Origin of the sequence: Rudaea sp., from assembly GCF_036560865.1 — a bacterium.
Classification (GTDB): domain Bacteria; phylum Pseudomonadota; class Gammaproteobacteria; order Xanthomonadales; family Rhodanobacteraceae; genus Rudaea.
This window is the reverse complement of sequence record NZ_DATBQK010000026.1, coordinates 1-23,627: the sequence shown is the minus strand read 5'-3', so window position 1 is coordinate 23,627 and position 23,627 is coordinate 1. Positions and strand designations below refer to the sequence as shown.

At 62.3% G+C, this 23,627-nt stretch carries 19 protein-coding genes; 6 read left to right on the top strand and 13 right to left on the bottom strand.

Annotated features, from left to right (window positions below; all coding sequences use genetic code 11):
• Window positions 1-257 precede the first annotated feature (257 nt).
• Both VIE67_RS03110 and VIE67_RS03105 read left to right on the top strand, forming a co-directional pair.
• Window positions 258-815: a YaeQ family protein gene (locus VIE67_RS03110; protein WP_332023224.1), complete on the top strand. Its 558-nt coding sequence runs from the start codon at window positions 258-260 to the stop codon at window positions 813-815.
• A 55-nt stretch (window positions 816-870) separates the two neighbouring features.
• On the top strand, window positions 871-2,001 hold the full coding sequence (locus tag VIE67_RS03105) for a BaiN/RdsA family NAD(P)/FAD-dependent oxidoreductase (RefSeq protein WP_414707267.1): 1,131 nt from the start codon (window positions 871-873) through the stop codon (window positions 1,999-2,001).
• Window positions 2,002-2,274: 273 nt separating this feature from the next.
• On the opposite strand, the gene VIE67_RS03100 is transcribed toward VIE67_RS03105, so the two are convergent.
• From VIE67_RS03100 to glk, 3 genes are all read right to left on the bottom strand, one after another.
• The gene (locus tag VIE67_RS03100; protein ID WP_332023168.1) at window positions 2,275-4,695 is read right to left on the bottom strand and encodes a beta-N-acetylhexosaminidase; all 2,421 of its coding nucleotides are present in this window, start codon (window positions 4,693-4,695) and stop codon (window positions 2,275-2,277) included.
• A gap of 91 nt (window positions 4,696-4,786) precedes the next feature.
• Window positions 4,787-7,573: a TonB-dependent receptor gene (locus VIE67_RS03095; protein ID WP_332023166.1), complete on the bottom strand. Its 2,787-nt coding sequence runs from the start codon at window positions 7,571-7,573 to the stop codon at window positions 4,787-4,789.
• Window positions 7,574-7,726: 153 nt separating this feature from the next.
• On the bottom strand, window positions 7,727-8,830 hold the full coding sequence (gene glk / locus VIE67_RS03090; RefSeq protein WP_332023164.1) for a glucokinase: 1,104 nt from the start codon (window positions 8,828-8,830) through the stop codon (window positions 7,727-7,729).
• 451 nt (window positions 8,831-9,281) lie between these two features.
• Here glk and VIE67_RS03085 point away from each other — a divergent pair, with 451 nt between their 5' ends.
• The gene (locus VIE67_RS03085) at window positions 9,282-10,331 is read left to right on the top strand and encodes a LacI family DNA-binding transcriptional regulator (protein WP_332023162.1); all 1,050 of its coding nucleotides are present in this window, start codon (window positions 9,282-9,284) and stop codon (window positions 10,329-10,331) included.
• A 55-nt stretch (window positions 10,332-10,386) separates the two neighbouring features.
• On the opposite strand, the gene VIE67_RS03080 is transcribed toward VIE67_RS03085, so the two are convergent.
• The 7 genes from VIE67_RS03080 to zwf form a co-directional block, all read right to left on the bottom strand.
• The gene (locus VIE67_RS03080) at window positions 10,387-10,731 is read right to left on the bottom strand and encodes a hypothetical protein (protein WP_332023160.1); all 345 of its coding nucleotides are present in this window, start codon (window positions 10,729-10,731) and stop codon (window positions 10,387-10,389) included.
• Window positions 10,732-10,919: 188 nt separating this feature from the next.
• Window positions 10,920-11,759 (bottom strand): pirin family protein, encoded by an 840-nt coding sequence (locus VIE67_RS03075; RefSeq protein WP_332023158.1) that lies wholly within the window; start codon window positions 11,757-11,759, stop codon window positions 10,920-10,922.
• Between the two features lie 65 nt (window positions 11,760-11,824).
• The gene (locus VIE67_RS03070) at window positions 11,825-13,069 is read right to left on the bottom strand and encodes a hypothetical protein (protein WP_332023156.1); all 1,245 of its coding nucleotides are present in this window, start codon (window positions 13,067-13,069) and stop codon (window positions 11,825-11,827) included.
• Between the two features lie 183 nt (window positions 13,070-13,252).
• A complete protein-coding gene (locus VIE67_RS03065) occupies window positions 13,253-13,909 on the bottom strand; it encodes a bifunctional 4-hydroxy-2-oxoglutarate aldolase/2-dehydro-3-deoxy-phosphogluconate aldolase (protein WP_332023154.1) in 657 nt (218 codons plus the stop codon).
• A 70-nt stretch (window positions 13,910-13,979) separates the two neighbouring features.
• A complete protein-coding gene (edd, locus tag VIE67_RS03060; RefSeq protein ID WP_332023152.1) occupies window positions 13,980-15,800 on the bottom strand; it encodes a phosphogluconate dehydratase in 1,821 nt (606 codons plus the stop codon).
• Between the two features lie 15 nt (window positions 15,801-15,815).
• Complete coding sequence (gene pgl / locus VIE67_RS03055; protein ID WP_414707266.1) at window positions 15,816-16,535, bottom strand: 6-phosphogluconolactonase; 720 nt, start codon at window positions 16,533-16,535, stop codon at window positions 15,816-15,818.
• A gap of 20 nt (window positions 16,536-16,555) precedes the next feature.
• The gene (zwf, locus tag VIE67_RS03050) at window positions 16,556-18,016 is read right to left on the bottom strand and encodes a glucose-6-phosphate dehydrogenase (RefSeq protein WP_332023221.1); all 1,461 of its coding nucleotides are present in this window, start codon (window positions 18,014-18,016) and stop codon (window positions 16,556-16,558) included.
• Window positions 18,017-18,195: 179 nt separating this feature from the next.
• Here zwf and VIE67_RS03045 point away from each other — a divergent pair, with 179 nt between their 5' ends.
• From VIE67_RS03045 to nagA, 3 genes are all read left to right on the top strand, one after another.
• On the top strand, window positions 18,196-18,948 hold the full coding sequence (locus tag VIE67_RS03045) for a GntR family transcriptional regulator (protein WP_332023148.1): 753 nt from the start codon (window positions 18,196-18,198) through the stop codon (window positions 18,946-18,948).
• An 88-nt stretch (window positions 18,949-19,036) separates the two neighbouring features.
• Window positions 19,037-20,083 carry an SIS domain-containing protein gene (locus tag VIE67_RS03040; RefSeq protein WP_332023146.1) on the top strand — a complete coding sequence of 349 codons (1,047 nt, stop codon included), beginning with the start codon at window positions 19,037-19,039 and terminating at the stop codon, window positions 20,081-20,083.
• Window positions 20,083-21,231 carry an N-acetylglucosamine-6-phosphate deacetylase gene (nagA, locus tag VIE67_RS03035; RefSeq protein WP_332023144.1) on the top strand — a complete coding sequence of 383 codons (1,149 nt, stop codon included), beginning with the start codon at window positions 20,083-20,085 and terminating at the stop codon, window positions 21,229-21,231. The genes VIE67_RS03040 and nagA overlap by 1 nt, the downstream gene beginning before the upstream one ends.
• Before the next feature lie 45 nt (window positions 21,232-21,276).
• Here nagA and VIE67_RS03030 read toward each other — a convergent pair whose 3' ends face one another.
• The 3 genes from VIE67_RS03030 to VIE67_RS03020 all read right to left on the bottom strand — a co-directional run bounded on the left by VIE67_RS03030 (window position 21,277) and on the right by VIE67_RS03020 (window position 23,517).
• Window positions 21,277-21,567 carry a GIY-YIG nuclease family protein gene (locus VIE67_RS03030; protein ID WP_332023142.1) on the bottom strand — a complete coding sequence of 97 codons (291 nt, stop codon included), beginning with the start codon at window positions 21,565-21,567 and terminating at the stop codon, window positions 21,277-21,279.
• 38 nt (window positions 21,568-21,605) lie between these two features.
• Complete coding sequence (locus VIE67_RS03025) at window positions 21,606-22,625, bottom strand: glucokinase (protein WP_332023140.1); 1,020 nt, start codon at window positions 22,623-22,625, stop codon at window positions 21,606-21,608.
• 334 nt (window positions 22,626-22,959) lie between these two features.
• Complete coding sequence (locus tag VIE67_RS03020; RefSeq protein ID WP_332023138.1) at window positions 22,960-23,517, bottom strand: DUF2335 domain-containing protein; 558 nt, start codon at window positions 23,515-23,517, stop codon at window positions 22,960-22,962.
• Between the last annotated feature and the right edge of the window lie 110 nt (window positions 23,518-23,627).

Sequence of the window (23,627 nt, the reverse complement as noted above, 5' to 3'; positions counted from 1 at the left end):
ATCGTATCGCGAACCCCTTTGTGTACATTCCGTCGGCCTCAACGCTGGGCTTCGTCAGCCCAGCCTACACAAACAACCGTGCTGCTGTGCGCCCATTTACCACTCGCGACGCCGATGATGGGAGACTCGCCGAGTAAGTTGGCGTGAGTGGTTAGATTGGAAAAATGATGTCGAAGATGGCCGGCGGCGGCATGCCGCTGGGCGGAATGATGCGCCAGGCGCTTACAATCACGCTCCGATTGGATACAGGCGTTTCCATGGCGCTCAACGCGATCACCTACAAGGCCGAACTTGCGATCAGCGACATGGATCGCCACTACTACGCGACGCATGCGCTGACGCTGGCCAAGCATCCGTCCGAAACCGACGAGCGCCTGATGGTGCGTCTGCTCGCGTTCGCGCTGTATGCCGACGAACGGCTGCAGTTCGGAAAGGGCATCAGCAGCGATGACGAACCAGATCTGTGGCGCAAGGATCTGACTGGCGAAATCCTCGAGTGGATCGAACTGGGCCAGCCGGACGAGCAACGCATCCGCAAGGCCTGCGGACGTGCGCGTCAGGTCGTGGTGATCAACTACAGCGGGCGCGGTGCGGATATCTGGTGGGAGAAGAATCGCACGCAACTCGAGCGCGTAAAGAATCTCAGCGTGATCGATATTCCTGCTGCCGCGGTCGGCGCACTCGCCGCAATGGCCGAGCGCAATATGCGACTGCAGTGTCTGATCCAGGATCGCCAGGTGCAGATTTTCGGCGAGAATGCCGCGGTCACCGTCGATCCGGCCGTGCGCATGGCGCCGTCGCAAGTTCGCGGTTGAACGCGTGGCGGAATCCTTCGATACCCTGATCATCGGCGGCGGTGCTGCCGGTCTGATGTGCGCGATCGCGGCGGGCCGGCGCGGTCGACGCGTACTCGTGATCGAGCATGCGAACCGGGTCGGCAAGAAGATTCTCATGTCGGGCGGTGGTCGCTGCAACTTCACCAATACCGGCACGACGCCGGTGAATTTCCTTTCGGCGAATCCACATTTCTGCAAATCGGCGCTCGCGCGCTACACGCCGGGCGATTTCATCGCGCTGGTCGAACGCCACGAGATCGCGTATCACGAAAAGGAACTCGGTCAATTGTTCTGCGACGATTCGTCGAAGCAGATCGTGCGCATGCTGCTGGATGAGTGCGCAGCGACCGGCGTGCGCATCGAGACGAGGTGTACGGTGGCGAGCGCGCGCCACAACGAGGCCACGTTCCACCTCGATACCACGACAGGATTATTCGCTGCACCCGCACTGGTCATCGCGAGCGGCGGTCTGTCGATACCGAGCATGGGTGCGAGCGGTTTCGGCTATGAAATCGCGCGCCAGTTCGGCCATCGCGTGCTGCCGACGCGCGCGGGACTCGTGCCGCTGACGCTGAGCGGCAAGCACCAAGAACGTCTGGCCGATCTTGCGGGTGTCGCCTTGCCGGTCGAGGCACGCTGCAACGGGGCGAGCTTCCGCAACTTCATGTTGATCACGCACCGCGGCATCAGCGGGCCGGCGATCCTGCAAATCTCCTCGTACTGGAATCCCGGCGACGACTTGCGCCTGGATCTGTTGCCCGACGCAGACCCACTCGAATGGCTGCGCGAGCAACAGACAGAACGTCCTGCCGCGGAATTCAAGACCGTGCTCGCAGAGCGCCTGCCGAAACGCTTCGCGCAGCGTCTGTGCGAACTTTGGTTGCCCAACAAACCGTTACGCCAGTATCGCGATGCGGAGCTGCACGATATTGCTGCGCAGCTCGCGGACTGGCCGCTGGTCGCGAACGGCACGGAAGGCTATCGCACCGCCGAAGTGACCTTGGGCGGCGTCGACACCGACGAGCTGTCCTCCACCACGATGCAATCCAAACGCGTGGCGGGCCTGTATTTCATCGGCGAAGTGGTCGACGTCACCGGCTGGCTCGGCGGCTACAATTTTCAGTGGGCGTGGGCGTCGGGGCATGCCTGCGGCGAAGCGGTTTGAGCGCACGCCATGCCGGCCGAGTAGGTTGGGGTGAGCGTTTTGGCGAACCCCAACGTTTGCGTTCCATTGATACAAGCGTTGGATTTCCTTCGTCAACCCAACCTACTTAAAGCCATCAAGGCTGGGGTGAGCGTATTGCGAACCCCAGCGCATGCATTCCGTCGGCCTCAAACGCTGGGCTTCCTTCGTCAGCCCAGCCTACACAACTTCGTCAGCCCAGCCTACGAAACGCATGCAATGCATTGACCGAAGTTCAGCGGAGCGGCGTGGAGATCAATGCGCTGGCACCAGTTGGACCCAATCGATCGCCCATAGAGGATCATATTTGCCGGTGGCAAAACGCAGACAGAGGGAATGCGTGCCTGCGTGGTGTCCGATCGGTACTTCCAGTTGCGTCGTGCCCGCATTGGCGAGCGCTGGCGCGAGAGCGACGGCCGCCAGCAGATCGCCGTCGCAGCGATCCAGATGCACTTGCAACTCGCCGGCTGGATACTTGAGCGGCTTGCGCGTCACCACGCTTTTTATATCTTTCCACAATTGGAAATTGAAGGGGATGCTGCCGACGTTGACCGCGATATGGTCGATATCGTCGAGGCTGGCGTCCGGCCATAGCCAGCAGGGGTCAAAGAGGTCTACGTGGAAAATCGCTTGGTCAGGGCCCACTGGCGTGTCGTCCGGCAGGCGCAGGATTACGCCGCTATTGGGATGGCATTGCCGGAGTTCCCCGGAGCTGCGGTGCAGCAGGGCTAGAGGATCGAGTTTGCGCGCGCGCGCGTCCGCGAGCGGCGCGTCGTGCGCAAAGGCCGTGGCGCGAATTTCGCCGGATGCGGCTGTTTCGAAAGGCCCCGTGTAGCGCGGCGATTGCGGCGTCGGCGCATTTCCGTCCAGCGTGTAGCGAATTGTGCCGAAATCGGTCTGGTTGGCGAGCTTCACGCCGACCTTGCCATGTGGCGCATCGAACGTCGTTTCGATATGCACCGCGAATGCGCTTTGCGCATAGCCGATGCCGAGTTCGCGATAGCGCGCCTGCTGCACGACGAGGCGATCGAGAAAACCGTTCCAGTCGTGCGCCGTCACTGGCGACCACAACACTTCGGCAAGCGCCGCGGCACGTGGGTAGGTCGCGCGCGCCACGCTGGCATCGGTTGGAAAATATTCGCTCCACAAATTGGCCTGCGCACCGAGTACATGTCTGGCTTGCGTTGCGTCGAGATCTTTCGGAATCGGATTGAACTCATAGACATCGCGCAGTGAAATCACTTTCGGCCGCCCAGCCGGCTCGTCGGGCAAGTCGCCGGACAAATGATCGAAATACAGATCCGGATCGGGTGAGAGCACGACATCGTGTCCCTGTTTCGCCGCCTCGATCGCGCCCTTGCTGCCGCGCCACGACATCACCGTAGCCTGAGGCGGCAGGCCACCGTCGAGAATCTCGTCCCAGCCGATCAGCTTGCGGCCATGCGCGGAGAGAAAGGTCTGCATGCGCCGGGTGAACCAGCTCTGCAGCGCGGTTTCGTCCTTGATGTCGAGTTCGCGCATGCGCGCCTGCACACGCGCGGACGCCTGCCACTGGTCTTTTGCCGCCTCGTCGCCGCCGATATGGATGTATTTCGACGGGAACAGGTCCATCACCTCTGCCAGCACATTCTGTAGAAAGACAAAAGTGGAATCGTCCACATTGTATAAAACCGTATGCACGCCCCAGTCGTGGGAGACGCCGGGATTCTTGCCGGTGACGCCGAGTTCGGGGTAGGCGGAAATCGCGGCCTGCGCGTGGCCGGGCATTTCGATCTCCGGCACGATGGTCACGTAGCGCTGCTGCGCGTAGGCGACGATGTCGCGGATCTGTTCCTGCGTGTAATAGCCGCCATAGCGCACCGGCTGGCCGTTGGCATCGGTGCCCGCGGCACCCGCCGGCCGGCGCCATGCGCCGACCTCGGTCAGCTTCGGATACTTCTTGATCTCGATGCGCCAGCCCTGGTCATCGGTCAGATGCCAATGCAGGACGTTGAATTTGTGCAGGGCCATCCAGTCGATGAACTGCTTGACGAACTCGGGCGACTGCATATGCCGTGCCGGATCGAGCATCAGCCCGCGCCAAGCAAAGCGCGGATGGTCCTCGATGCGTAGGCAGGGAATGCGCAAGGGCAGATTGGCGTCGGCGTCGAGCGTAAACAGCTGCCACAATGTCACCGCGCCATTGAACAGGCCGTGCGCGCTGCGCGCGACGAGCGTGATCCGGCCAGTGGCCACGGTCAACGCGTAGCCTTCGTCGCTATCGTCGTCCTTAAGCGACAGTCGCGGATCGAGCACGAAGTCGATGCCGCTTTGGGTGTTGTTGTCCTTGCTGGTGGGCGCAAGCAGATCCAGATGTACGCCGCGCGTGCGTTGCACCAGTTCGCTGAAGTAGTGGGCGATGTTCTCTGCCGCCGCATCGTTCGAATGAATGCCGAGCGCCGCGTTCTTGCCGAGAGTGAAATAACCGGCAGATCGGTGCAGCGAGTAGGGCACCGGAATCAAAGACAGGTCGGTCGCGACTGGGATCTGCGGCTCGGATTTGTCGTTGTGGCTACTCATGCTGCGGCAGCCAAGCAGCGCCAGAGTCAGCGCCAGTGCAATCAGGCAAAAACCTTTCTGCCGCAAACCGCGGGTGTTGCGCCTCAATCGATAGTCGATCATGCGGTGCTTGCTCATTCGCTCGGCGTGCGGCAGGCAAAAAAAGCGGGCCTTAATTATCCATCAAGGCCCGCAACGGCTGGAGAACTCTTTTGACTTGCTTTCGGGGTCAGAACTTCAGGCGGAAAGTCACGTAGTACTGGCGACCATTGTCATAGAACGCGTACGGCTGTTTGCCGATGGCCGGAAGCTCGACGTAGTACTTCAGCTTCGCGTTGTTGAGGTTCATCGCATCCAGGGTGACCGATGCCCAACTGTTGATGTTGTACGCCACCGACGCACCGAGATTGCCGATATTGGACTGGAAGTAATTGTCGGTGCGGCTTACGCCTGCGTAGAAGGACGAGCGGTAGGTGTAGTTCAAGCGTGCGCTGAAAAGCTCGTTCTCGAAGTAGCCCGAAACGTTGTAGGTGTTCTTCGAGGTACCCTGCAGTGGCGCGCCGTTGTCCGCTTTGCCGTCGGCATATGTGTAATTGGCAGCCACGCCGAAGTTTTCGCCGATCGGCTGGATGTAGTTCAGCTCCACACCCTTGATGCTGCCGCCGACGTTGGATGGCACGCTGACTGCGTACGTATTGATCACATCATGTCCGGCGATGTGCGTGGCGTTCTGATCCAGATAGCTGCGGTTCTCGTTGCCGAAGTTGATGTAGTTCTTCAAGTCCATGTTGTATGCGCCAACGGATAGCAGGCCGCGCGGCGCGAAATACCATTCCAGCGAGGCATCGAAGTTGGTCGAGACGATCGGCTTGAGCTGCGGATTGCCGCCGCTGCCGGTGTGAGTCAGATCGTCCAGCGAGACCGATCCGGCGAGCGCGGAATAATCCGGACGCGTCATCGTCTGCGATGCGGCCAGGCGTCCGACGATATTCTCGGCGAGCTCGTATTTGAAGTTCCCACTCGGCAGAAATTCGTCGTAGGTGTGATTGTACCGGCTGCTGAAGTAGTTGCCGAAAGCCGAGCCGGTGACCGCGCCAGGTCCTGTGGTATACGCATCAGGATTGCTGGTGTTGTAGTTGATGTTTTCGTCGGTGCGCACGTAACGCACGCCCGCGTTGCCGCTCCACTTGTCGCCGGCGAAGTTGGCCTGCAGGTATAGTGCGGTGTCTTTTTCCTCCACCTTGTAGATGTTCTGCCAGTTGAAGCGCGTCACCGGATTGCGATTGGCAAACTGTGCAGCGATCGCGGCGAGCTGGCTCGGCGACCAGTACCAGACGTTGCCCGGGCAGATGCCGCCTACGTTGCCGCAGAAATTGCTTGGATAGTTCGAGTAGGTCGTCGGATAGGAGGCGGCTGTGCCGGGCCAGGTAGCAAAGTTCGGGCCCTGGCCGATATCGGTCTTGTTGTCGCGGGTGTGCTCGGAATAACGCGCGCCGAAATCCAGCGAGCTCAAAGCGCTGTTGTCGAAGGCGAACTCACCATCGCCCTGGGCCCAGTTCTCCTTGTCCTTGACGTGAATGTTCTGGTCACCAAAGATCCAGCCGTCCTGCGGCTGAATAGTCGACGGATTATTGTTGACGCCGCCCTGGGTCCAGTTGATCGGCTGGCTGAGGCCGCGCATCTGCCAGCTTGCACCGGCGCCTGGGCCAGTACCGACCTCGATAACGTCCTGGTTCGGACTGTCGCCCTTGCCGTTCGTGGTGCCGATCTGGCCACTGAAGGTCAAGTGATCGCTCGCCCGCCACTTGGCATCCGCGGTCAAGTATTCCGATTGCGAGGCGGCGCCGGGGCGTGAAATCTGGTCGTAAACGCCATACGGCGTGATGCTGCCCGGCTGTGCTGCGAAAGTAGCCGAAGTGAGTACGCCGTTCTGCACCGTGTAGCCGGGTTGAAGGCCAGCTCCGCCGGCGACGAATTGGCTCGCCCATTGCAGGTAGCTGCGGTTGTAGTTGTCGGCTTTGAGCTTGGAGTAGAAGCCGTTGACGTCGATAGTCAGGGTGTCGGAGGGTTTGAATTCCAGGTCGATCACTCCGCCTTCGCGCGTGCGCTTCTGCGTGAACAACGCGGCGTTGATCAGGTTGGGGTAATACACGCCGGCAAGATCCGGATGCGCAGTGACTACCGCTGCGTTGGTCGGTATCTGGAGGTAACCGCCGATCACTTCCTGGCCGTCGCGCTGCAGAGCGCGCTGTTCATAGAAACCCTGCACCAGCACGCCGAAAGTATCGTCGGCGTTTTTCCAGTTGAGCAGGCCGCTGAACTGCGGCTTGGTCGTGCCCGGCAGATCGGAATACACGCCGCCGGCGGAAACTTCCGCGGTCAGCGGCTTGGCATACTCGAGTGGCTTGCGCGTGATGATGTCCACCGAGCCGGCGGCACCGCCTTCCGTGATCTTGGCCTCGGAGCTCTTGTGCACCACCACTTCGCTGACGATTTCCGACGGCAGCAGGGTATAGCTGACGCTGCGGCCGACGGTCTGCACCTGGCTCAGCACGAACCAGTCGCCAGTGCCGACCGTATGGCCATTGACCAGGGTCTGGGTCAAGCTCGGATTGGTGCCGCGCAGGCTGACGCGATCGTTCTCGTCGAAGCCGCCTTCGGTGGCGCTGGCGGCGCTGATATTGACGCCGGGCAGGCGCTGCAGCGCGTCGGCCACGTTCTTGGCCGGCAGCTTGCCCACGTCTTCCGCGGTGACGATGTCGACGTGCGAACTGGCGGCCTGCTTCAACTTCAGTGACTCCGCTTCGGTATCGCGGATACCGGTGACGAAGATCGTGCCGAGTTCGTCCGCCTTCTTCTTGCTGTCAGACGAAGTGCTTTGCGCATCGGCGGCGGCCGAGCTCGCATCCGGGGTCTGCGCAACATTGTTTGTCGCCACTTCGCCGGCGTGGACGACCGCGCTTGCGTATAGAGCTGCGGCGATGCTCGCCGCGAGTATGGTTTTACGGGTTTTCATGGGTCGCCCCTCTGGTCAGGTGTGTGATCCGGAAGATTCGCTGCAGCGCGCTGCTCCGCCGGGCAATGTCTACATTTATATCTATCCACATTTTTGCAATTTCTGGGCGCATCCGGCGCCCGATTCCTGTGCAATCCGCATTCGCTCCGGCGTTCACTCCTCAACCCCGCCGGACTTGGTTTCGTGATCCAGATACCAGTGCGCCGCACCGGTCACGCCGAGGCGGCCGTGCTCGATCAAGCGCACCGGCACGCGTTCGAGTACCGTGCGCATCGTGCCCTTGTCGCGGAAGCGCTCGGCGAAATCACTGCGCTGGAGCAGCGGCAATATCTGCGGCAGAAAACCGCCCGCGAGCGACACGCCGCCATAGGTACCGAACAGGACCGCGAGGTCGCCGACCATGCTGCCGAGCCACGAGCAGAAACAGGTGACGCATTCCACGGCGAGCGCGTCGCTTTCGCTCAGGGCTGCGGTCGTGATCTCTTCGGGCGACGAGAAACGCGGCTGCACCGCGCGGATTTCGCAAAGCACCCGATACAGCGCGACGAGGCCGGGGCCGGACAGAACTTGTTCGTTGGGCACATGCGCAACGCCCTTGCCGAGACGACGCACGATCTGCAATTCAAGCGCCGTGCGTGGCGCGATGGCTGCGTGCCCGGCTTCGGTGGCGAGAACCTCGGGGCGCGGCGAGCGCGGCAGCAACACCGCCGCGCCGAGGCCGGTGCCCGGACCGACGACGAGCTGCGATTGGCCGGAGCCGACCTCGCCGACGCCGGCGATCTGGATCGAGTCTTCCATCGGATGGAAGTGTGTTGCGTAGGCGATTGCCTTGAAGTCGTTGACCAGGGCGACGTGTTCGATGCCGAGACCTCGGCTGAGGCTGGATATCGAAACATTCCAGGGCAGGTTGGCGTTGATCAACGTGTCGCCGAGCGCGTAACCCGCGCACGCGATACAGGCGGCGACAGGTCGCGCACCGGTGTCGCGAAGAAATTCGCGCAGGATTTCCGCCAGGCCCGAATAATCGGCACAAGCGTATTTGCGATAGCCGAGAACTTCCAGATGGCCATCGGCATCGTCCGCGATCGAACCGGCGGTTTGCGCTTGAATGAGACCGATGCGGGCATGGGTGCCGCCGACGTCGGCAGCGAGAAACGAGGTGCGCGCCGCCGCGGCGGCGCTCTTGCGCAACGGTTGCGAACCGACAGTGAGCGGACTTGCGTCTTGCATCACGCGCTGCTTCCCCGAGTCGAACATGGCCACTGGCCTCTTGATTGCGCGGCAGTCTGCGCTATGATGACAACGTTGTCAATATGGTGTTAAAAAATTATTTTTCTGTCTTTGTTCGGCATTAAATATTAATTAATACAAATAGATATAAATCATAGTTTACGAAAATTATCATGACAACGTTACTTGTAACGCGAACATTTTGTGGGATGGAAAGCGGCCGATACGACACGTCATTTGCACCGTTGACGGAGAGAAGCAGGCATGGCGGCAATATGCGAAGCGTGCCGCGCGAAGGTTGCGCAAGCGAACTGGCTTGGCGACGCAATCCGGTTCTTAATATACTTGTATAAAATAATACTCGATCAAAATCTGCTGGCTTGGCGCATGGCGCTGGCCGCAGCGGGGCGTTTCAAGCGAGAATGGCAAGGTGCGCGGGCCACGATCCGCGCCATACGAGATGGATGGCCTGGCGAGCATGCGCACTCCAACGATCAAAGATGTCGCCAAGCGGGCGAAGGTATCGCTGAAGACGGTATCGCGGGTGATCAATCACGAGCCGTCCGTGCTTGAGGCGACGCGCAAGCGTGTCGAGCTGGCGGTAGCCGAACTTGACTACCACCCCGATCAGTCCGCGCGCAGCCTGCGCAGCGCCAAGTCGTATGCGCTCGGCATGGTCTACGACAACCCGAACGCGTACTACGTGATTGCGATGCAGAGTGGCGTGCTGTCGGTGTGTCGGGAAAACGGTTTCGGCCTGCACATTCATCCCTGCGATTCCAGTTCGCCGCAGCTCGCCGAGGAGTTGCGCGACCTCGTGCAGCGTTCGCGCCTTGCCGGCCTCGTGCTGGCGCCGCCGATGTCCGAGCGCATGGAGCTGATCCGTTTTCTCGCCGCGCACAAGATCAAGTTCGTGCGCATTCTTTCCGCCGCCGAAGATCCGCGCGACGGTTTCCCCTGTGTCTTCGTCGACGACCGCGACGCGGCCTATGCGGTGACCGAACATCTGATCCAGCTTGGCCATCAGCGCATCGGCTTTCTCTGGGGTGGCAAGGCGCACCGTTCGAGTCCGGAGCGTTTCAAGGGTTATGAGGACGCGCTCAAGCACTACGGCATCGCGGCGGACAAGGCGTTGATCGTCGAGGGCGACTATTCCTTCGACGACGGGTTTCGCGGCGCGCGCAAATTGCTCGCATTGAAAAATCCGCCGACGGCGATTTTCGGTTCCAACGACGAAATCGCGGCGGGTGTGCTCGCCGCGGCGAAATCTGCGAACATGAACGTGCCCTACGATCTGTCGATCGCGGGATTCGAGGACAGCCCGTTCTCGCGCCAATGCTGGCCCGCGCTGACCACGGCGAAGCAGGCGACCGCGGATATCGCGCGCCGCGCGACCGAGCGCCTGATCGCTGAATTGAAACGCGGTGAGCATGCCGCGCACAGCACGCAGAATGTCGGCTTCAGCCCGACGCTGGTGATCCGTGGCTCGACGGCGCCGGTACGGCCGGGTGCGGACGCAGGGAAGTAGCGTCTAGCGGAAGAGTCCGGATTGTTCGCCGGACTCTTCCGTTTACTCATCGGCCTCAGTGCTGCTGATGGAAGCAGGCCACGTCGTACTGCGACACGCTCACGGGGTTGCGCGAGTTTTGTGGCTGCTGACCGGCATACATGGTTCCGGCCTTGCCATCCGGGTTGAACGCCGAACCAGGTGCGGCTGCGGCATGGCCCGGAGTGTTGGGGGCGCTTGCGCTGCCGCAGCTCTGATTCGGTTGTCCGGTGGTGTGCGTCGGTCCGGACACCGTGTGTGTGGTCATCGTGTGGCTTGATGCCTGGGGCGCCGCGGAGTGCATGCCGCCTGCGGCGAAAGCTCCGGCCGATATCAATAGACCCAGTGCGGCGATCATTGTCTTGCTCTCAAGTCGTTTCATGGTTTCGCTTCCTTCGTCCGTGTGCGTCTGCGCCGTGCCAGGCACGGCGGCCTCGCGCCACGTATACGCGTGGTCACAACTGTGTATTCCAGAGTTGCCGGCACCGGTTCAATAATTCATGCCGGACGTTGGCCCGCGTTCAGTCAATCACCAGCTCGCGGCACGTTTGCATCGACGACGCAGACGCGTCAGAACGGCACGCCGTCGAGTCGTCCCATCTTGCCGCTGACAAAGTCTCGCTTGGCCCGCTCGACGTGCTCGGGTGTGTCCATCACAAACGGGCCAGCAAACAACAGTGCACCTTCAACCGGGGCGCCACCCAATAAGGCGACATCAGCCGCTTGATCCGGCGCAGCGGTCAGGGTGACCTGCGAGCCGGATGAACTCAGGACGGCCAGTGCGCCCGGGTTGAGCCGCGAATCCGCATCCGCTACCAGGCTGCCGTCCAGGACATACAGGCCGAGTTCGGTTGTCTCGTCGACCGCTAACGTGACACTTGCGCCAGGATCCAGATGCACGTGCGCGAAAATTGTCGGAGTCGCGTTTTTCATCGGCCCGGTGATGCCGTCCACCGTACCCGCCATGACTCGGACCTTCGCGTCATCGCGTTTGATCTCGGGAATATCGGCGGCACGGAACGAGGCGTACGCCGGCTCGGCAAACTTCATTGCCGGCGGCAGGCTGGTCCACAGTTGCAGGCCATGACGGCCGCCGGTGGGTTGTTCCGCATGCAGCATGCCGCGACCGGCGCGTATCCATTGCGCATCGCCCGGTCCGAGACTGTCCTTGAAACCCACACTGTCGCGATGCTCGACACCGCCTTCGAGCAGATAACTGATCACCTCGATCCCGGCATGCGGGTGCGGCTTGTCGCCGATACCGCGCCGGCTGTGATGCCGGTAATGGTCGATGAACACGAACGGCCCCAGCGATTCCTGCTCCGGCATCGGCAACGCGCGCCACAACAGCATGTCGCCGTCATCGATGATGCGCTGCGAAGGCAGCACCGTTTCAACGGTACGTTGCATGACAAGTGCTCCTTATCGGTAGAAGCGGCGCACGCATTGTCGCAACGACGCGGGCGGCCAACGATTCACTCTGCCGCCTTGATGCCGCCCGTGATGCGCAACTCACCGATCGAACCGAGCATTTCGATCGGGGCGACGCCCTTGCCATTGGTCACCACGCCGCCGTCAATATCGATTTCGCGCGCCGAGCCACCGGGCTTGATGCTCAACGCAATCGCCGAAAGCTTGAGCACCACGCCCTTCACCAGCGAATCACCGGTGCCACCAAAAGTCTCGATGCCGCGATGGACGGTCAGTCGGCCGATCGGCTGGCTGATCTGGATGCCGACAGCGCCATCTGCATGCGTGGTGATGCGGTCGAACTCGGCATCGTTCACCGTGCCGGTATAAACATTGAAACCGCGCGCGCCCTGGCCGAAAGTCTCGACCGGCGCATTCGCCTTGAACTCGTTGACGAAGCCGAAATTCACGAAGCCAATCCCGCTGGGACCATACGAGGTCAGCTTCTCCTCGACGATCCAGCGATCCACCGAACCCCAGTTGTCCAGCACCATGTCGTTCACGCCGTAGGTGACGACCGGGCCGAGGTTGTGCACCAGATCGACAAAGGCATTGAACACCGTGAACACGCCGCCGGTGATCTGGTTCGGCGTGCCGGGCGGAATCATGCCGTTGCTGTAGACCGCACCGGTTTCCAGGATCGACACGACCAGACGGCCGCCTTTGAAACCGGCGCCGCTGACAAAGATGCCGCTGCCGAACACTGGAGCCACCGCACGCCCCGCTGACAGTCCCTTGAGACTGGCACTGATGACGACGCTTTCATCGGCTTGCATATTCCATAGCGTAAACGCACCCTGCAGTACGAAGACGCCATAACCGGCGGGCCGATCGCTCTGCGCGCGCGCGTCGGCGGCAACCACGTCGAGTCCGTCGACTTCGACGTGACCGCTGCGAACGTTGTCGCGTGCAAGGATCTGCACCTGGCCGGTTGCAGTGACTCCGGCTAGGCGTATGCGCCCGAGGCTGTCGACGCCGGTATCGTTGAAGATCGCGCGCTTCTCGGGGGAAGCATCAAGACGAATACCGCTAACCTGATTGTCGGAACTCAGTTGCAGGCCATCGATACCGCGAGCGAAAGAAATTTCAGCCAGATCGTTTTCGCCCTGCAGCGTTTGGCCGGGCGCAAGCCGGATCGACGGGACATCGGTCAGAAGTCCGCGAACCACAATGGGGCCGGCATCCGCATCCTTGGCCGCGGCGACAAGATCGTCTGCCGTAGTACAGACAACGCGTTGAATCGAGGTCATGGGACGCTCCTGGCGGTTGATCCAGCTTGCGGCTGACCAAACAGAACGTCAAGCGCGCCGGGCAGATGCGCATGCTCGAACACTCATGGTTGAAATTGCCTTAATTTCGAGCGTTCGGTTATGCCGTTTATTTCTGCGTAATTGTCGCGCAACTGGAAAGTTACGCCGAGCTTCCGAATGTGTCTACGCTGCAGCTTTCAGCGCCGCGGCAGCGCGCGCAAGCTCTTCGATCTTTTTCCAATCGCCCGCGCGCAGCAGATCCTTCGGGCTCAGCCAGGAACCGCCGACGCAGACGACATTCGGCGACGCGAGAAAGTCTGGCGCGGTTGCAGGTGTGATGCCGCCGGTTGGACAGAAGCGGATGCCGGGCAGGGGTGAGGCCCAGGCGCGCAAGAGGGGAACGCCGCCCGCGGGCACGGCCGGAAAGAACTTCAGGAAGCGATAGCCACGTTCGAACAGGCGCATGGCTTCGCCCGCGGTCGCCGCTGCGGGCAGCCATGGCAGCATGCTCGCGTCGGCGGCATCGATCAGGCTGTCGGTGGCGCCGGGTGAAACAGCGAAGCGCGCGCCGGCGCGTTCGGATGCGCGCAGATCGCCTGGCGTCAACACGGTGCCCGAGCCAACCACGGCGCCTTCGACTTCGCCGGCGACCGCGCGGATCGCATCCAGCGCAACCGGTGTGCGCAAGGTGATTTCGATCGCGCGGATGCCGCCTGCCACGAGTGCGCGCGCGAGCGGGACCGCGCTGGCGAGGTCGTCGATCACCACGACCGCGACGACGGGCGCGATGCGCAGCGTCGCTTCGACCTGGGCTTGTTTGTTTTCGATTGCACTGGGCATTTCAAACTCCGTTACGGGTGCGTTCGTCCATGATCGCGAAGCTCACAAAGCGGCATCCGTGACCGCATGTTCAGGCAAAAACGCTGGCGCCGGCATCGGCGGCGCCGACACTGTCGCGGAACAGGGAAAACAGTTCGCGGCCGAGGCCGCTGTGGTGCGCTGCGAGTCCCTCCGCGCTCGCTTGAGGGCGAGTGGAGAATGCCGCATTATCCACTTTTACATCCAGCGTGCCGGCGATCGCATCGAGGCGCACGATATCGCCGTCCTGGATCCTGCCGATCGCACCGCCGCAGGCGGCCTCCGGCGTGAGATGGATGGCTGCGGGCACCTTGCCCGAGGCGCCGGACATGCGCCCGTCGGTGACGAGGGCGACCTTGAAGCCGCGATCCTGTAGCACGCCGAGTACCGGCGTGAGTTTGTGCAGCTCGGGCATGCCGTTTGCGCGCGGGCCCTGGAAACGCACCACGGCGACGAAGTCACGATCGAGTTCGCCGCGCTCGAATGCGGCCTTGATCTCGTCCTGCTCGTCGAACACCACGGCCGGCGCTTCGATCACGGCGCGTTCGGCCGGCACCGATGACACCTTGATCACTGCGCGGCCGAGATTGCCGTTGAGTGCGCGCAGGCCGCCGTCGGGACGAAACGGATTGGCGATCGGGCGCAGCACGGTTTCGTCGTAGCTCGCAGCCGCAACGGGCGTGTACGCAAGTTTGCCCGCATCATCCAGCAGCGCGTGCTTGCGATAGCCATCCATGCCGGTGCCATTGACCGTGTTCACGTCACCGTGCAGCAGGCCCGCGTCGAGCAATTGCGCGATCAGGAAATTCAAGCCGCCAGCAGCATGGAACTGGTTCACGTCGGCGCGGCCGTTGGGATAGACGCGCGCGAGCAACGGCACGGCGCTGGCAAGTTCGTCGAAGTCGTCGAGCGTCAGCACGATGCCGGCTGCGCGCGCGATTGCGACCATATGCAGCAGAAGATTGGTCGAGCCGCCCGTCGCGTGTAAACCGACGACGCCGTTGACGACCGCGCGTTCGTCGACGATGCGGCCAAGCGGCTGGTAGTGCTCGCCGAGCGCGGTGATCGATGCGGCACGCTGCGTTGCCGCGACCGTGAGCGCATCGCGCAGCGGCGTGTTCGGATTGACGAAGCTAGCGCCGGGCAGGTGCAGTCCTATGAATTCCATCAGCATCTGGTTCGAGTTCGCGGTGCCGTAGAACGTGCAGGTGCCGGGCGCGTGGTAGGACGCGGCTTCGGCTTCGAGCAGTTCCGCGCGGCTGGCCTTGCCCTCTGCATACAGTTGCCGGACCTTGGATTTCTGGTCGTTGGCGATACCGCTCGGCATTGGCCCCGCGGGCACGAAGATCGCAGGCAGATGGCCGAACGCAAGCGCGCCGATCAACAGGCCCGGCACGATCTTGTCGCAGATGCCGAGGAACATGGCCGCATCGAACATGTCGTGCGACAGCGAGACCGCGGTGGACAGCGCGATCACATCGCGCGAGAACAGCGACAACTCCATGCCACCCTGGCCTTGGGTCACGCCGTCGCACATCGCGGGTACGCCGCCGGCGACCTGCGCCGTCGCACCGAAGTCGCGCGCCGTCCTGCGGATCAATTCCGGATAACGCTCGTACGGCTGATGGGCGGAAAGCATGTCGTTGTAGGCGGTGACGATCGCGATATTCGGATGCACCGCGCCGCGAATCGCCGCCTTGTCGTCGCTGGAACAGGCAGCGAAACCGTGCGCGAGATTGCCGCAGGACAGGCGCTTGCGATGCGGACCGTGCCCGCGTGCGCGGTCGATTTTCTCCAGATACGCCGCGCGCGTGGCGCAGCTGCGCGCAACGATATTCGCAGTGACTTTTTCGAGAACCGGGTTGAGTGGCATACGAGACTCCTGGTGCTAGGCGCACCAATAAACATTCAGCGGCGCGCGCGCATTGCGCAGCACCTGGCTGATCGGAAAAGTGCGATCGGATTCGGCTGCGTTGCTTGCATCCTGCAACACGCGGCGTTTGCGTTCGCCTTCGATGTGCAGATAGATCGCGCGGCTGTCGAGCACAACGGGCAGGGTCAACGTGATACGCGGCTCACCAGCGCCGGGTGCGCGCATCGGCAGCACGAGCGCGTCGGTATGCGGATCGGTCGCTTCGGCCAGATGATCGCCATCGGGAAAGAACGACGCGCAATGACCGTCCTCGCCCATGCCGAGCACGAGCGCGTCGAACGGCCAGTCGAGTAGCGCAATGCGCTTGGCGATCGCGGGCAGGGCGGTTTCGGGTTCCGCGAAACCGGTTGCATACAACGACACAAAATGCGCGGCGGCAGCGGCGCCCTGCAGCAGGGTTGCGCGCACCAGGCCTTCGTTCGAGCGCGCGTCATTCGGCGCGACCCAGCGCTCGTCAACGAGGGTGACCGTGACCTGTTTCCAAGCCAAGGGCTGTCGCGACAGTTGCGCAAGGAAACGCGTCGGCGTCTTGCCGCCAGACACCGCCAGCAGTGCACGGCCGCGCGTCGAGATCGCGGATTGCAGATCCGCGGCCACGGCCGCGGCGAGTGCATCGGCCAATAACTCCGCGCTGGCGAAACTGTGCTCGACCATGTTCACGCAGTCAGACGTCATCGGCAGGTGGGCGGCAGCCGTCACGCCGCATCCTCGTGCCAGGTGCGACCGTCGCGCTCGATCAAGGCGACTGCTGCGCTCGGCCCCCAGGTGCCGGACGTGTACGCTTTCGGCGCTTCGGGATTGGTTTCCCACGCAGCGAGAATCGGATCGATCCAGCGCCAGGCGGCCTCGACTTCGTCGCGACGCATGAACAGGGTCAGATTGCCGCGCACCACGTCGAGCAGCAGGCGCTCGTAGGCATCCGGTTGCGCCACGCCGAACGCTTCGGCGAAGCTCATGTCGAGCGGTACTTCCTGCAGGCGCAGGCCGCCGGGGCCGGGCGACTTGATCATCAACGACAGCGTGACGGCTTCATCCGGCTGCAGGCGCAGCACCAGCTTGTTCGGCATTACCGGTCCCGCGGACGGCGCGAAGATCGAGTGCGGAATCGAGCGGAATTGCACGACGATTTCCGACACACGCTGCGGCAGGCGCTTGCCGGTGCGCAGATAGAACGGCACGCCGGCCCAGCGCCAGTTGCCGACTTCGGCCTTGAGCGCGACGAAGGTTTCGGTCTGCGATGTGGGCTTGCCAAGATCTTCCGGGTAGCCGCGCACTGGCGCTCCGTCGGTCGCACCGGCGCGATACTGGCCGCGCACGGTGAACAGGATCGCGTTGTTCTGATCGATGCCCTTGAGCGAACGCAGCACCTTGAGTTTTTCGTCGCGTACGGCATCGGCGTCGAGCGAGGCGGGCGCTTCCATCGCCACCATGCACAGCAGTTGCAGCATGTGGTTCTGCACCATGTCGCGCAACGCACCGGCGGTGTCGTAGTAAGTGGCGCGTTTCTCGAGGCCCACGGTCTCGGCCACGGTGATCTGCACGTGGTCGATATGCGCTGCGTTCCACAATGGCTCGAACAGCACGTTGCCGAAGCGCAGGGCGAGCAGGTTCTGCACGGTTTCCTTGCCCAGATAATGATCGATGCGGAACACCTGGCTTTCGGCAAAGGCTGCGCCGACAGCGTTGTTGATCGCGGTCGCGCTGGCGAGATCGTGGCCGATCGGTTTCTCGATCACCACGCGCGCATCCTTGCCGTTGAGTCCGTACTGGCGCAGGCGATCGCAGATGCCGACGAACAGGTCGGGGCTGGTCGAAAGATAGAACACACGCACGCGTTCGCCGCTCGTGGCGATGGTGTCGGCGAACTCGCGCCAGCCGGCATCCTGGGTCGCATCGAGGCCGTAGTAGTGCACCAGCCCGAGGAAATTCTCCAGCGTCTGCGCATCGGCGTTCGCCACCGCGCGCTTGATCGCTTCACGCACCACGCCGCGGTAATTTTCCGCGGAATCGTGACTGCGCGCGACGCCGACGATGCGGCTTTCATTCGGCACCTGTCCGCCGGCGTAGCGGCGAAACAGGGCGGGCAGAAGCTTGCGCATAGCCAGATCGCCGGTGCCGCCGAAGATCACCAGATCGAACGGATCGACCGCTATCATCTGTACCACGAGTCACCTCGGAACGCTGGAATAGAGAGGACAATCGTCTTGTGTCATTGATAATACCACTATCATACCACTAATTGCCAATCCTGCACGCTTGATGGCGCAAAGAGCATATTTTCGTTCCTGCACCGGCAGAATTGGCAAAAGTGGTATTTCATTGGTATGATAGTGGCATGCAATCGACCTTGGTCAGCGAGTATCGCAAACTCGATCATGGCGCGCAGGCGCAGCGCTCGCTCGCGTATCTGCGTTTGCGCCGCGCGATCCAGAACACGATCGAATCCGGCGCCTTTCCACCCGGGCAGGCCTTGCCGAGCGAGCGCGACCTGGCCAAGCGCCTCGCATTGTCGCGCGTCACCGTGCGCAAGGCCATCGGCGGCTTGGTCGAGGATGGTCTGCTCACGCAGCGGCATGGCGCGGGAACGTTCGTCGCCGAGCGCATCGTCAAATCCTTTTCGCGCCTAACCGGATTCACCGACGATCTGCGCGCACGCGGATTGAAACCGCGCGTCAAATTTCTCGAACGCAGCGTCGGCGAAGTTACGCCGGAGGAAGCGATGGCGCTCAATCTGTCGCCCGGTGCAAACGTGATCCGCCTGCGCCGCTTGCGCTTTGCGGCGGACAAACCGCTGGCCTTGGAGTTGACCGTCGTGCCGCAATCGGTGATCGGCAATCCGGACGCGGTCAAGCTGTCGCTCTACGATGCGCTCGAACAGATCGGTTGCCGGCCGACGCGTGCGCTGCAGCGCCTGCGTGCGGTAGCTGTCGACGAGGCACAGGCGCGTCTGCTGGATATTCCGCTCGGCAGTCCCGCACTCGCAATCGAGCGGCGCGCGTTTCTCGAAGACGGCCGGGTAGTCGAGTTCACGTCTTCGCTGTATCGCGGCGACGCCTACGATTTCGTCGCCGAACTGCACGGCGAATAGCGCGCGACGCTGAAATTCCCTGCTTCAAATCACCTTGGTTGCTTCACGTCAAAAATTTTGCGCTACCATTGAAGCCACGATGACAACGATGTCAGACCAAATCCCCAAGCCCGACGAAACGCGCATGTTTCGCGAAGCCGGCGAAAGCGCGGACGTGGTCGAGCGCCAGTTGCAGACCAACGACGCGATCGTCGCGCGCCTCGCGCAGACACTGCGTGCGACGCCGCCACGCTTCATCGTCACCTGTGCGCGCGGCAGTTCCGATCACGCCGCGACTTTCGCCAAATACGTGTTCGAGACGCAGATCGGATTGATGACCGCATCGGCCTCGCCGTCGGTGAGTTCGATCTACCACACCGAACAGAAGCTCGATGGCGCGTTGTACATCGCGATTTCGCAGTCGGGCAAAAGCCCCGATCTCGTGCGTCACGCGCAGGGCGCCAAGCGCGCGGGCGCGCACGTCGTCGCCCTGGTCAACGTCGAGGATTCGCCGCTCGCCGCGGTCGCCGACACCGTAGTGCCGCTGCGCGCGGGTCCCGAACTCAGCGTCGCCGCGACCAAGAGCTATCTGTGCGCCTTGTCGGCAATCGTGCATATCGCTGCGCGCTGGAAAAACGATGCCGCTTTGTTCGACGCGTTGCGCGCAACCCCCGCGGCGATGCGCGCGACTTGGCAGATGGACTGGTCGCCGCTGGTCAGCGGTCTGGTCGAGGCGCGCAACCTATTCGTCGTCGGCCGCGGTCTCGGTCTCGGTGCTGCGCAGGAAGCGGCGCTCAAGCTCAAGGAAACCTGCGGTCTGCATGCCGAAGCGTTCAGTGCCGCCGAGGTGAAGCATGGACCGATGGCTCTCGTCGGCCAGGACTTTCCGGTGTTGTTTCTGGCCCAGCGCGATGAATCCTGGGAGGGCACGCGCGAACTGGCGAAGGAATTCGCTGCGCGCGGCGCGAAGGTGTGGATCACCTCACCCGACGTGGCGGAGCCGCATGCGCTGCCGGTCGCGGAAGCGCCGCACCCGGTGTGCGCGCCGTTGATTGCGATCCAGGGGTTCTATCGCGCGGCGAATGCGCTGGCGATTCGGCGCGGACGCAATCCGGACGTGCCGCCGCATCTGAACAAAGTCACCCAGACCGTGTGATGGCGACGGCGCTGGTCAATGCCCGCGTGCTGACCGAGCACGGTTTTATAGCCGGGCAGGCGGTACTGATCGAGAACGGCCGCATCGCGGATGTGGTCGCAGAATCCGATGCGCGCGTGCGAGCCGCGCAACAGCACGATCTCGCCGGCCGCATGCTGGTGCCGGGTTTCATCGACGCCCAAGTCAACGGCGGCGGCGGCGTGCTGTTCAACGACGCGCCGAATGTGGAAACGATTCGGTGTATCGCGCACGCGCATCGCCGCTTCGGCACGACCGGTCTGCTGCCGACCCTGATCAGCGACGATGTCGAGGTGATGCGCGCGGCAATTGCCGCGGTGGACGCGGCGATCGCGCAAGGCGTGCCGGGTGTGCTCGGCATTCATCTCGAAGGACCTTATCTCGCGGCAGCGCGCAAGGGCGTGCACGATGCGACGAAGTTCCGCGTGCCCGATGCCGCCGAAATCGAACTGGCGGCCTCGCTGCATCAGGGCAAGACCTTGCTTACGCTCGCGCCGGAGTGCGTGCCCGCGCAGACGCTGCGCGATTTCGTCGCCCGTGGCGTCGTGCTTGCAGCCGGCCACACCGCGGCGACGTTTGCGCAGACGCGCGCGGCGCTCGACGCCGGCGTGCGCGGTTTTACCCATTTATACAATGCGATGACGCCGCTCACGGGGCGCGAACCCGGCGTGGTCGGTGCCGCGCTCGCCGATCGCGACAGCTGGTGCGGTGTGATCGTCGACGGCCATCATGTGCATCCGGCCGCGCTGCGCATCGCCCTGGCCGCCAAGCCGCGCGGCAAGATCTTTCTCGTCACCGATGCAATGCCGCCGGTCGGTTCCGCATCGCCGTCATTCCGCATCAGCGGTGAGATCGCGACCGTGCGCGACGGCCTGTTGACCACACCCGACGGTACGCTCGCCGGTTCGGTGCTCGATATGGCGCAAGCGGTGCGCAATACTGTGGCGTGGCTCGACGTGCCGCTCGATGAAGCATTGCGCATGGCTTCGACCTATCCGGCCGACTTTATCGGTCTGGGTGCGAGTCATGGTCGCATTGCGTCGGGCTATATGGCTGACTTGGTCGCGCTCGACGACGAGCTGCGGGTGCGCGCCACGTGGATCGGCGGCGCAGTCGAAGAATATTCTTGAGTCGTCATTCCGGCGAAAGCCGGAATCCATTTTTGAACTCTCACGTTACAACAGCCCGGAATAGAGATCGCGCCAGTCGGGGTTGTTGGATTCGATCAGCTCTATTTCCCAAATACGCTTCCATTCCTCGATGGCTTTTCCGCGCAGGATTGCTGACTCCATAGTCGCGTGCAGTTCATACCATACGAGAATGTGCACGCGATGTTTGCCAGTGAAACTCTCAAGCAAATCGTTCTTGTGCTGCCATATCCGTTTGACCAAGTCCGAGGTTACGCCGACGTATAACGTGCCGCGCACAGCGCTTGCGAGGATGTAAACGCAGGGCTGCTTGTCCATCAAAATGGATTCCGGCGTTCGCCGGAATGACAGATTTTTTACGCGTCAGCGCAATGATCGCGGTACCAAGCGGCTGCGCCGATCAGGCCGAGCTGGCCGTGTTCGATCAGCCATACCGGGATGTGTTCGAGCGCCTCGCGCAGCGCGCCCTTGTTGAGGTAGCGCGCGACGAAGCCGCTGGTCGGCAGAAACGTGCGGATGCGCGAGGGAATGCCGCCGGCGAGGAACACCGCCTGCGCGTTGTAGGTGAGCACGAGGTCGCCGACCAGACTGCCGAGCAGGTTGCAGAACACGTTCAGCGCGCTCACTGCCTGCGGGTTCGCGTTGGCCAGCGCGGCATTGGTGACTTCCGCCGGCGTTTTCAGCAGCGCGCTCACGCCGTGGAGTTCACAAATACACTCGTATACATTGAGCAGGCCCGGGCCCGAGACTGCGCGCTCGCGATCGACGTGCGGCCAGCGCTTGAACAACTCACGCAGCACGTCGATTTCCAGATCGTTGCCGGGCGCGAGTGAAGCGTGGCCGGATTCGCTCGCGATCACGGTCGCGCGCGGTTTGGTCGGAATGCGCAGCGCGGCGCCGAAGCCGGTGCCGGGGCCGAGCACGAGTGTGGATACCTTGGCCGGCGCGACCGGTTTGCCGGTCAGCAGCAGGGCGGCAGCGACGTCGATATGCGGCGCGGCATGCGCGAGCGCCTCGAAATCGTTGATGATCGCCAGATCCTTCAGATTCACGGCGCTGCGCGTCTGCGACAGCGACACGCGCCAAGGCAGGTTCGGATTGATCAAAGCGTCGCCGTCCTGCAGGCCCGCGATCGCGATCGCCGCGCGGCTCACTTCACGCGTGCCGATCGTGTCGAGGAAGCTGCGCAGGATCGTGGCCAGATCCGGATGCTCGGCGCAGACGTATTCGGAATAGTGCAGGATCGCGAGGCCGCCTTCGGGCGTGAAGCGCACCAGCGCGACGCGCGCATGCGTGCCGCCGATGTCCGAGGCAATGAATGGCGCATCCAGTTGGGTGGAGCGGGAAGGTGTCGGAGAACCAGCGGTCGGAGTCACTCTATGGATTTCCTTGGCGCGGCAAGCATCCGTGCAGCTGCGCACGGCGATCAGCGAGTTTGTGCAGCGCCGATGGCCTTGTCAATGCGTGGCTGAAACAGGCTTCGACGGACACCGCCGTGTCCGCCGGGCATGCAAAAAGGCGGCTGCGGGGTGACTTGGAGAACTGGTGAGAGGGTACCGCCGCGCCGACGTGAGCTGCATTTGCGGCCAGGTGCCGCTCGGGGGCGCGAATTCCAGGACCGACAGCCATTCCGCTGCCGTCGCTCGTTGGGACCAAGATAAGTGATGGTAGTGGGTCAGTTTGAAAAATAAATCATCGAAAACTGGCACGCTACTTGCGAGGCTTTTTCTTCTTTTGTAGCGGGCCGGCCCGGCCATTGCCAGATTCGTCGGAATCAGGTTTCGCGCTATTCGATCCATCGCGGCCTAGTATGAAAGCAGTGACAATGGTTCCAAGGCCGATTGTGCTGCTAAACCCACCAGCCCATGGATAACCGTTGAAAGTTAAGTAGCCACCCACGAATAAGAACGCCAAAACAATGAGAAAAGCGAATATCTGGCCCAGAAAACCCTCGGCAGCTTGGAGCCACATAGAGCGTGATTGCATTTTGCGATAATGCAAAGAATGCGACTCAGCCATCACTACAATGCGATTGGCCAAGCCTGGTTCAACTTGATTGTAGCCGGCAAGTGTTTCGGGGTCAGGCAACGGACCGCGATGAAACTTTTGAATAGTGAAAAGAGTTCGTTCTTGGGTCTTTCTGTCCCCAGCGGGAGAGACCCGCGCTTGGATTGATGCGGGGAGTTCAGAAAGCTCTACGACAACAGGTTTGTCAGGCTTCTGTTGTTGTGGGTTTGGATCGGTTGGATTTTCCGGCTCTGTAGACAAGATTTGTACTCTTCGCTGGGTCGAGCCCGTATAAATTTACATTTTTGTATAAAGGCTCTTCTGCATCGAGCAGAATGAAGTATTTATTCATTGAGTCTTCGAGTTGCTTC

Excerpts from the sequence above, each read along its gene's own strand:
- VIE67_RS03075 (WP_332023158.1), bottom strand. The coding sequence starts at position 11,759 with ATGCAACGTACCGTTGAAACGGTGCTGCCTTCGCAGCGCATCATCGAT.
- VIE67_RS03105 (WP_414707267.1), top strand. The coding sequence starts at position 871 with ATGTGCGCGATCGCGGCGGGCCGGCGCGGTCGACGCGTACTCGTGATC.
- VIE67_RS03045 (WP_332023148.1), top strand. The coding sequence starts at position 18,196 with ATGCAATCGACCTTGGTCAGCGAGTATCGCAAACTCGATCATGGCGCG.
- VIE67_RS03080 (WP_332023160.1), bottom strand. The coding sequence starts at position 10,731 with ATGAAACGACTTGAGAGCAAGACAATGATCGCCGCACTGGGTCTATTG.
- VIE67_RS03100 (WP_332023168.1), bottom strand. The coding sequence starts at position 4,695 with ATGAGCAAGCACCGCATGATCGACTATCGATTGAGGCGCAACACCCGC.
- VIE67_RS03110 (WP_332023224.1), top strand. The coding sequence starts at position 258 with ATGGCGCTCAACGCGATCACCTACAAGGCCGAACTTGCGATCAGCGAC.
- VIE67_RS03030 (WP_332023142.1), bottom strand. The coding sequence starts at position 21,567 with ATGGACAAGCAGCCCTGCGTTTACATCCTCGCAAGCGCTGTGCGCGGC.
- edd (WP_332023152.1), bottom strand. The coding sequence starts at position 15,800 with ATGCCACTCAACCCGGTTCTCGAAAAAGTCACTGCGAATATCGTTGCG.
- glk (WP_332023164.1), bottom strand. The coding sequence starts at position 8,830 with ATGTTCGACTCGGGGAAGCAGCGCGTGATGCAAGACGCAAGTCCGCTC.
- VIE67_RS03085 (WP_332023162.1), top strand. The coding sequence starts at position 9,282 with ATGCGCACTCCAACGATCAAAGATGTCGCCAAGCGGGCGAAGGTATCG.
- VIE67_RS03095 (WP_332023166.1), bottom strand. The coding sequence starts at position 7,573 with ATGAAAACCCGTAAAACCATACTCGCGGCGAGCATCGCCGCAGCTCTA.
- VIE67_RS03040 (WP_332023146.1), top strand. The coding sequence starts at position 19,037 with ATGTCAGACCAAATCCCCAAGCCCGACGAAACGCGCATGTTTCGCGAA.
- zwf (WP_332023221.1), bottom strand. The coding sequence starts at position 18,016 with ATGATAGCGGTCGATCCGTTCGATCTGGTGATCTTCGGCGGCACCGGC.
- nagA (WP_332023144.1), top strand. The coding sequence starts at position 20,083 with ATGGCGACGGCGCTGGTCAATGCCCGCGTGCTGACCGAGCACGGTTTT.
- VIE67_RS03070 (WP_332023156.1), bottom strand. The coding sequence starts at position 13,069 with ATGACCTCGATTCAACGCGTTGTCTGTACTACGGCAGACGATCTTGTC.
- VIE67_RS03065 (WP_332023154.1), bottom strand. The coding sequence starts at position 13,909 with ATGCCCAGTGCAATCGAAAACAAACAAGCCCAGGTCGAAGCGACGCTG.
- pgl (WP_414707266.1), bottom strand. The coding sequence starts at position 16,535 with ATGACGTCTGACTGCGTGAACATGGTCGAGCACAGTTTCGCCAGCGCG.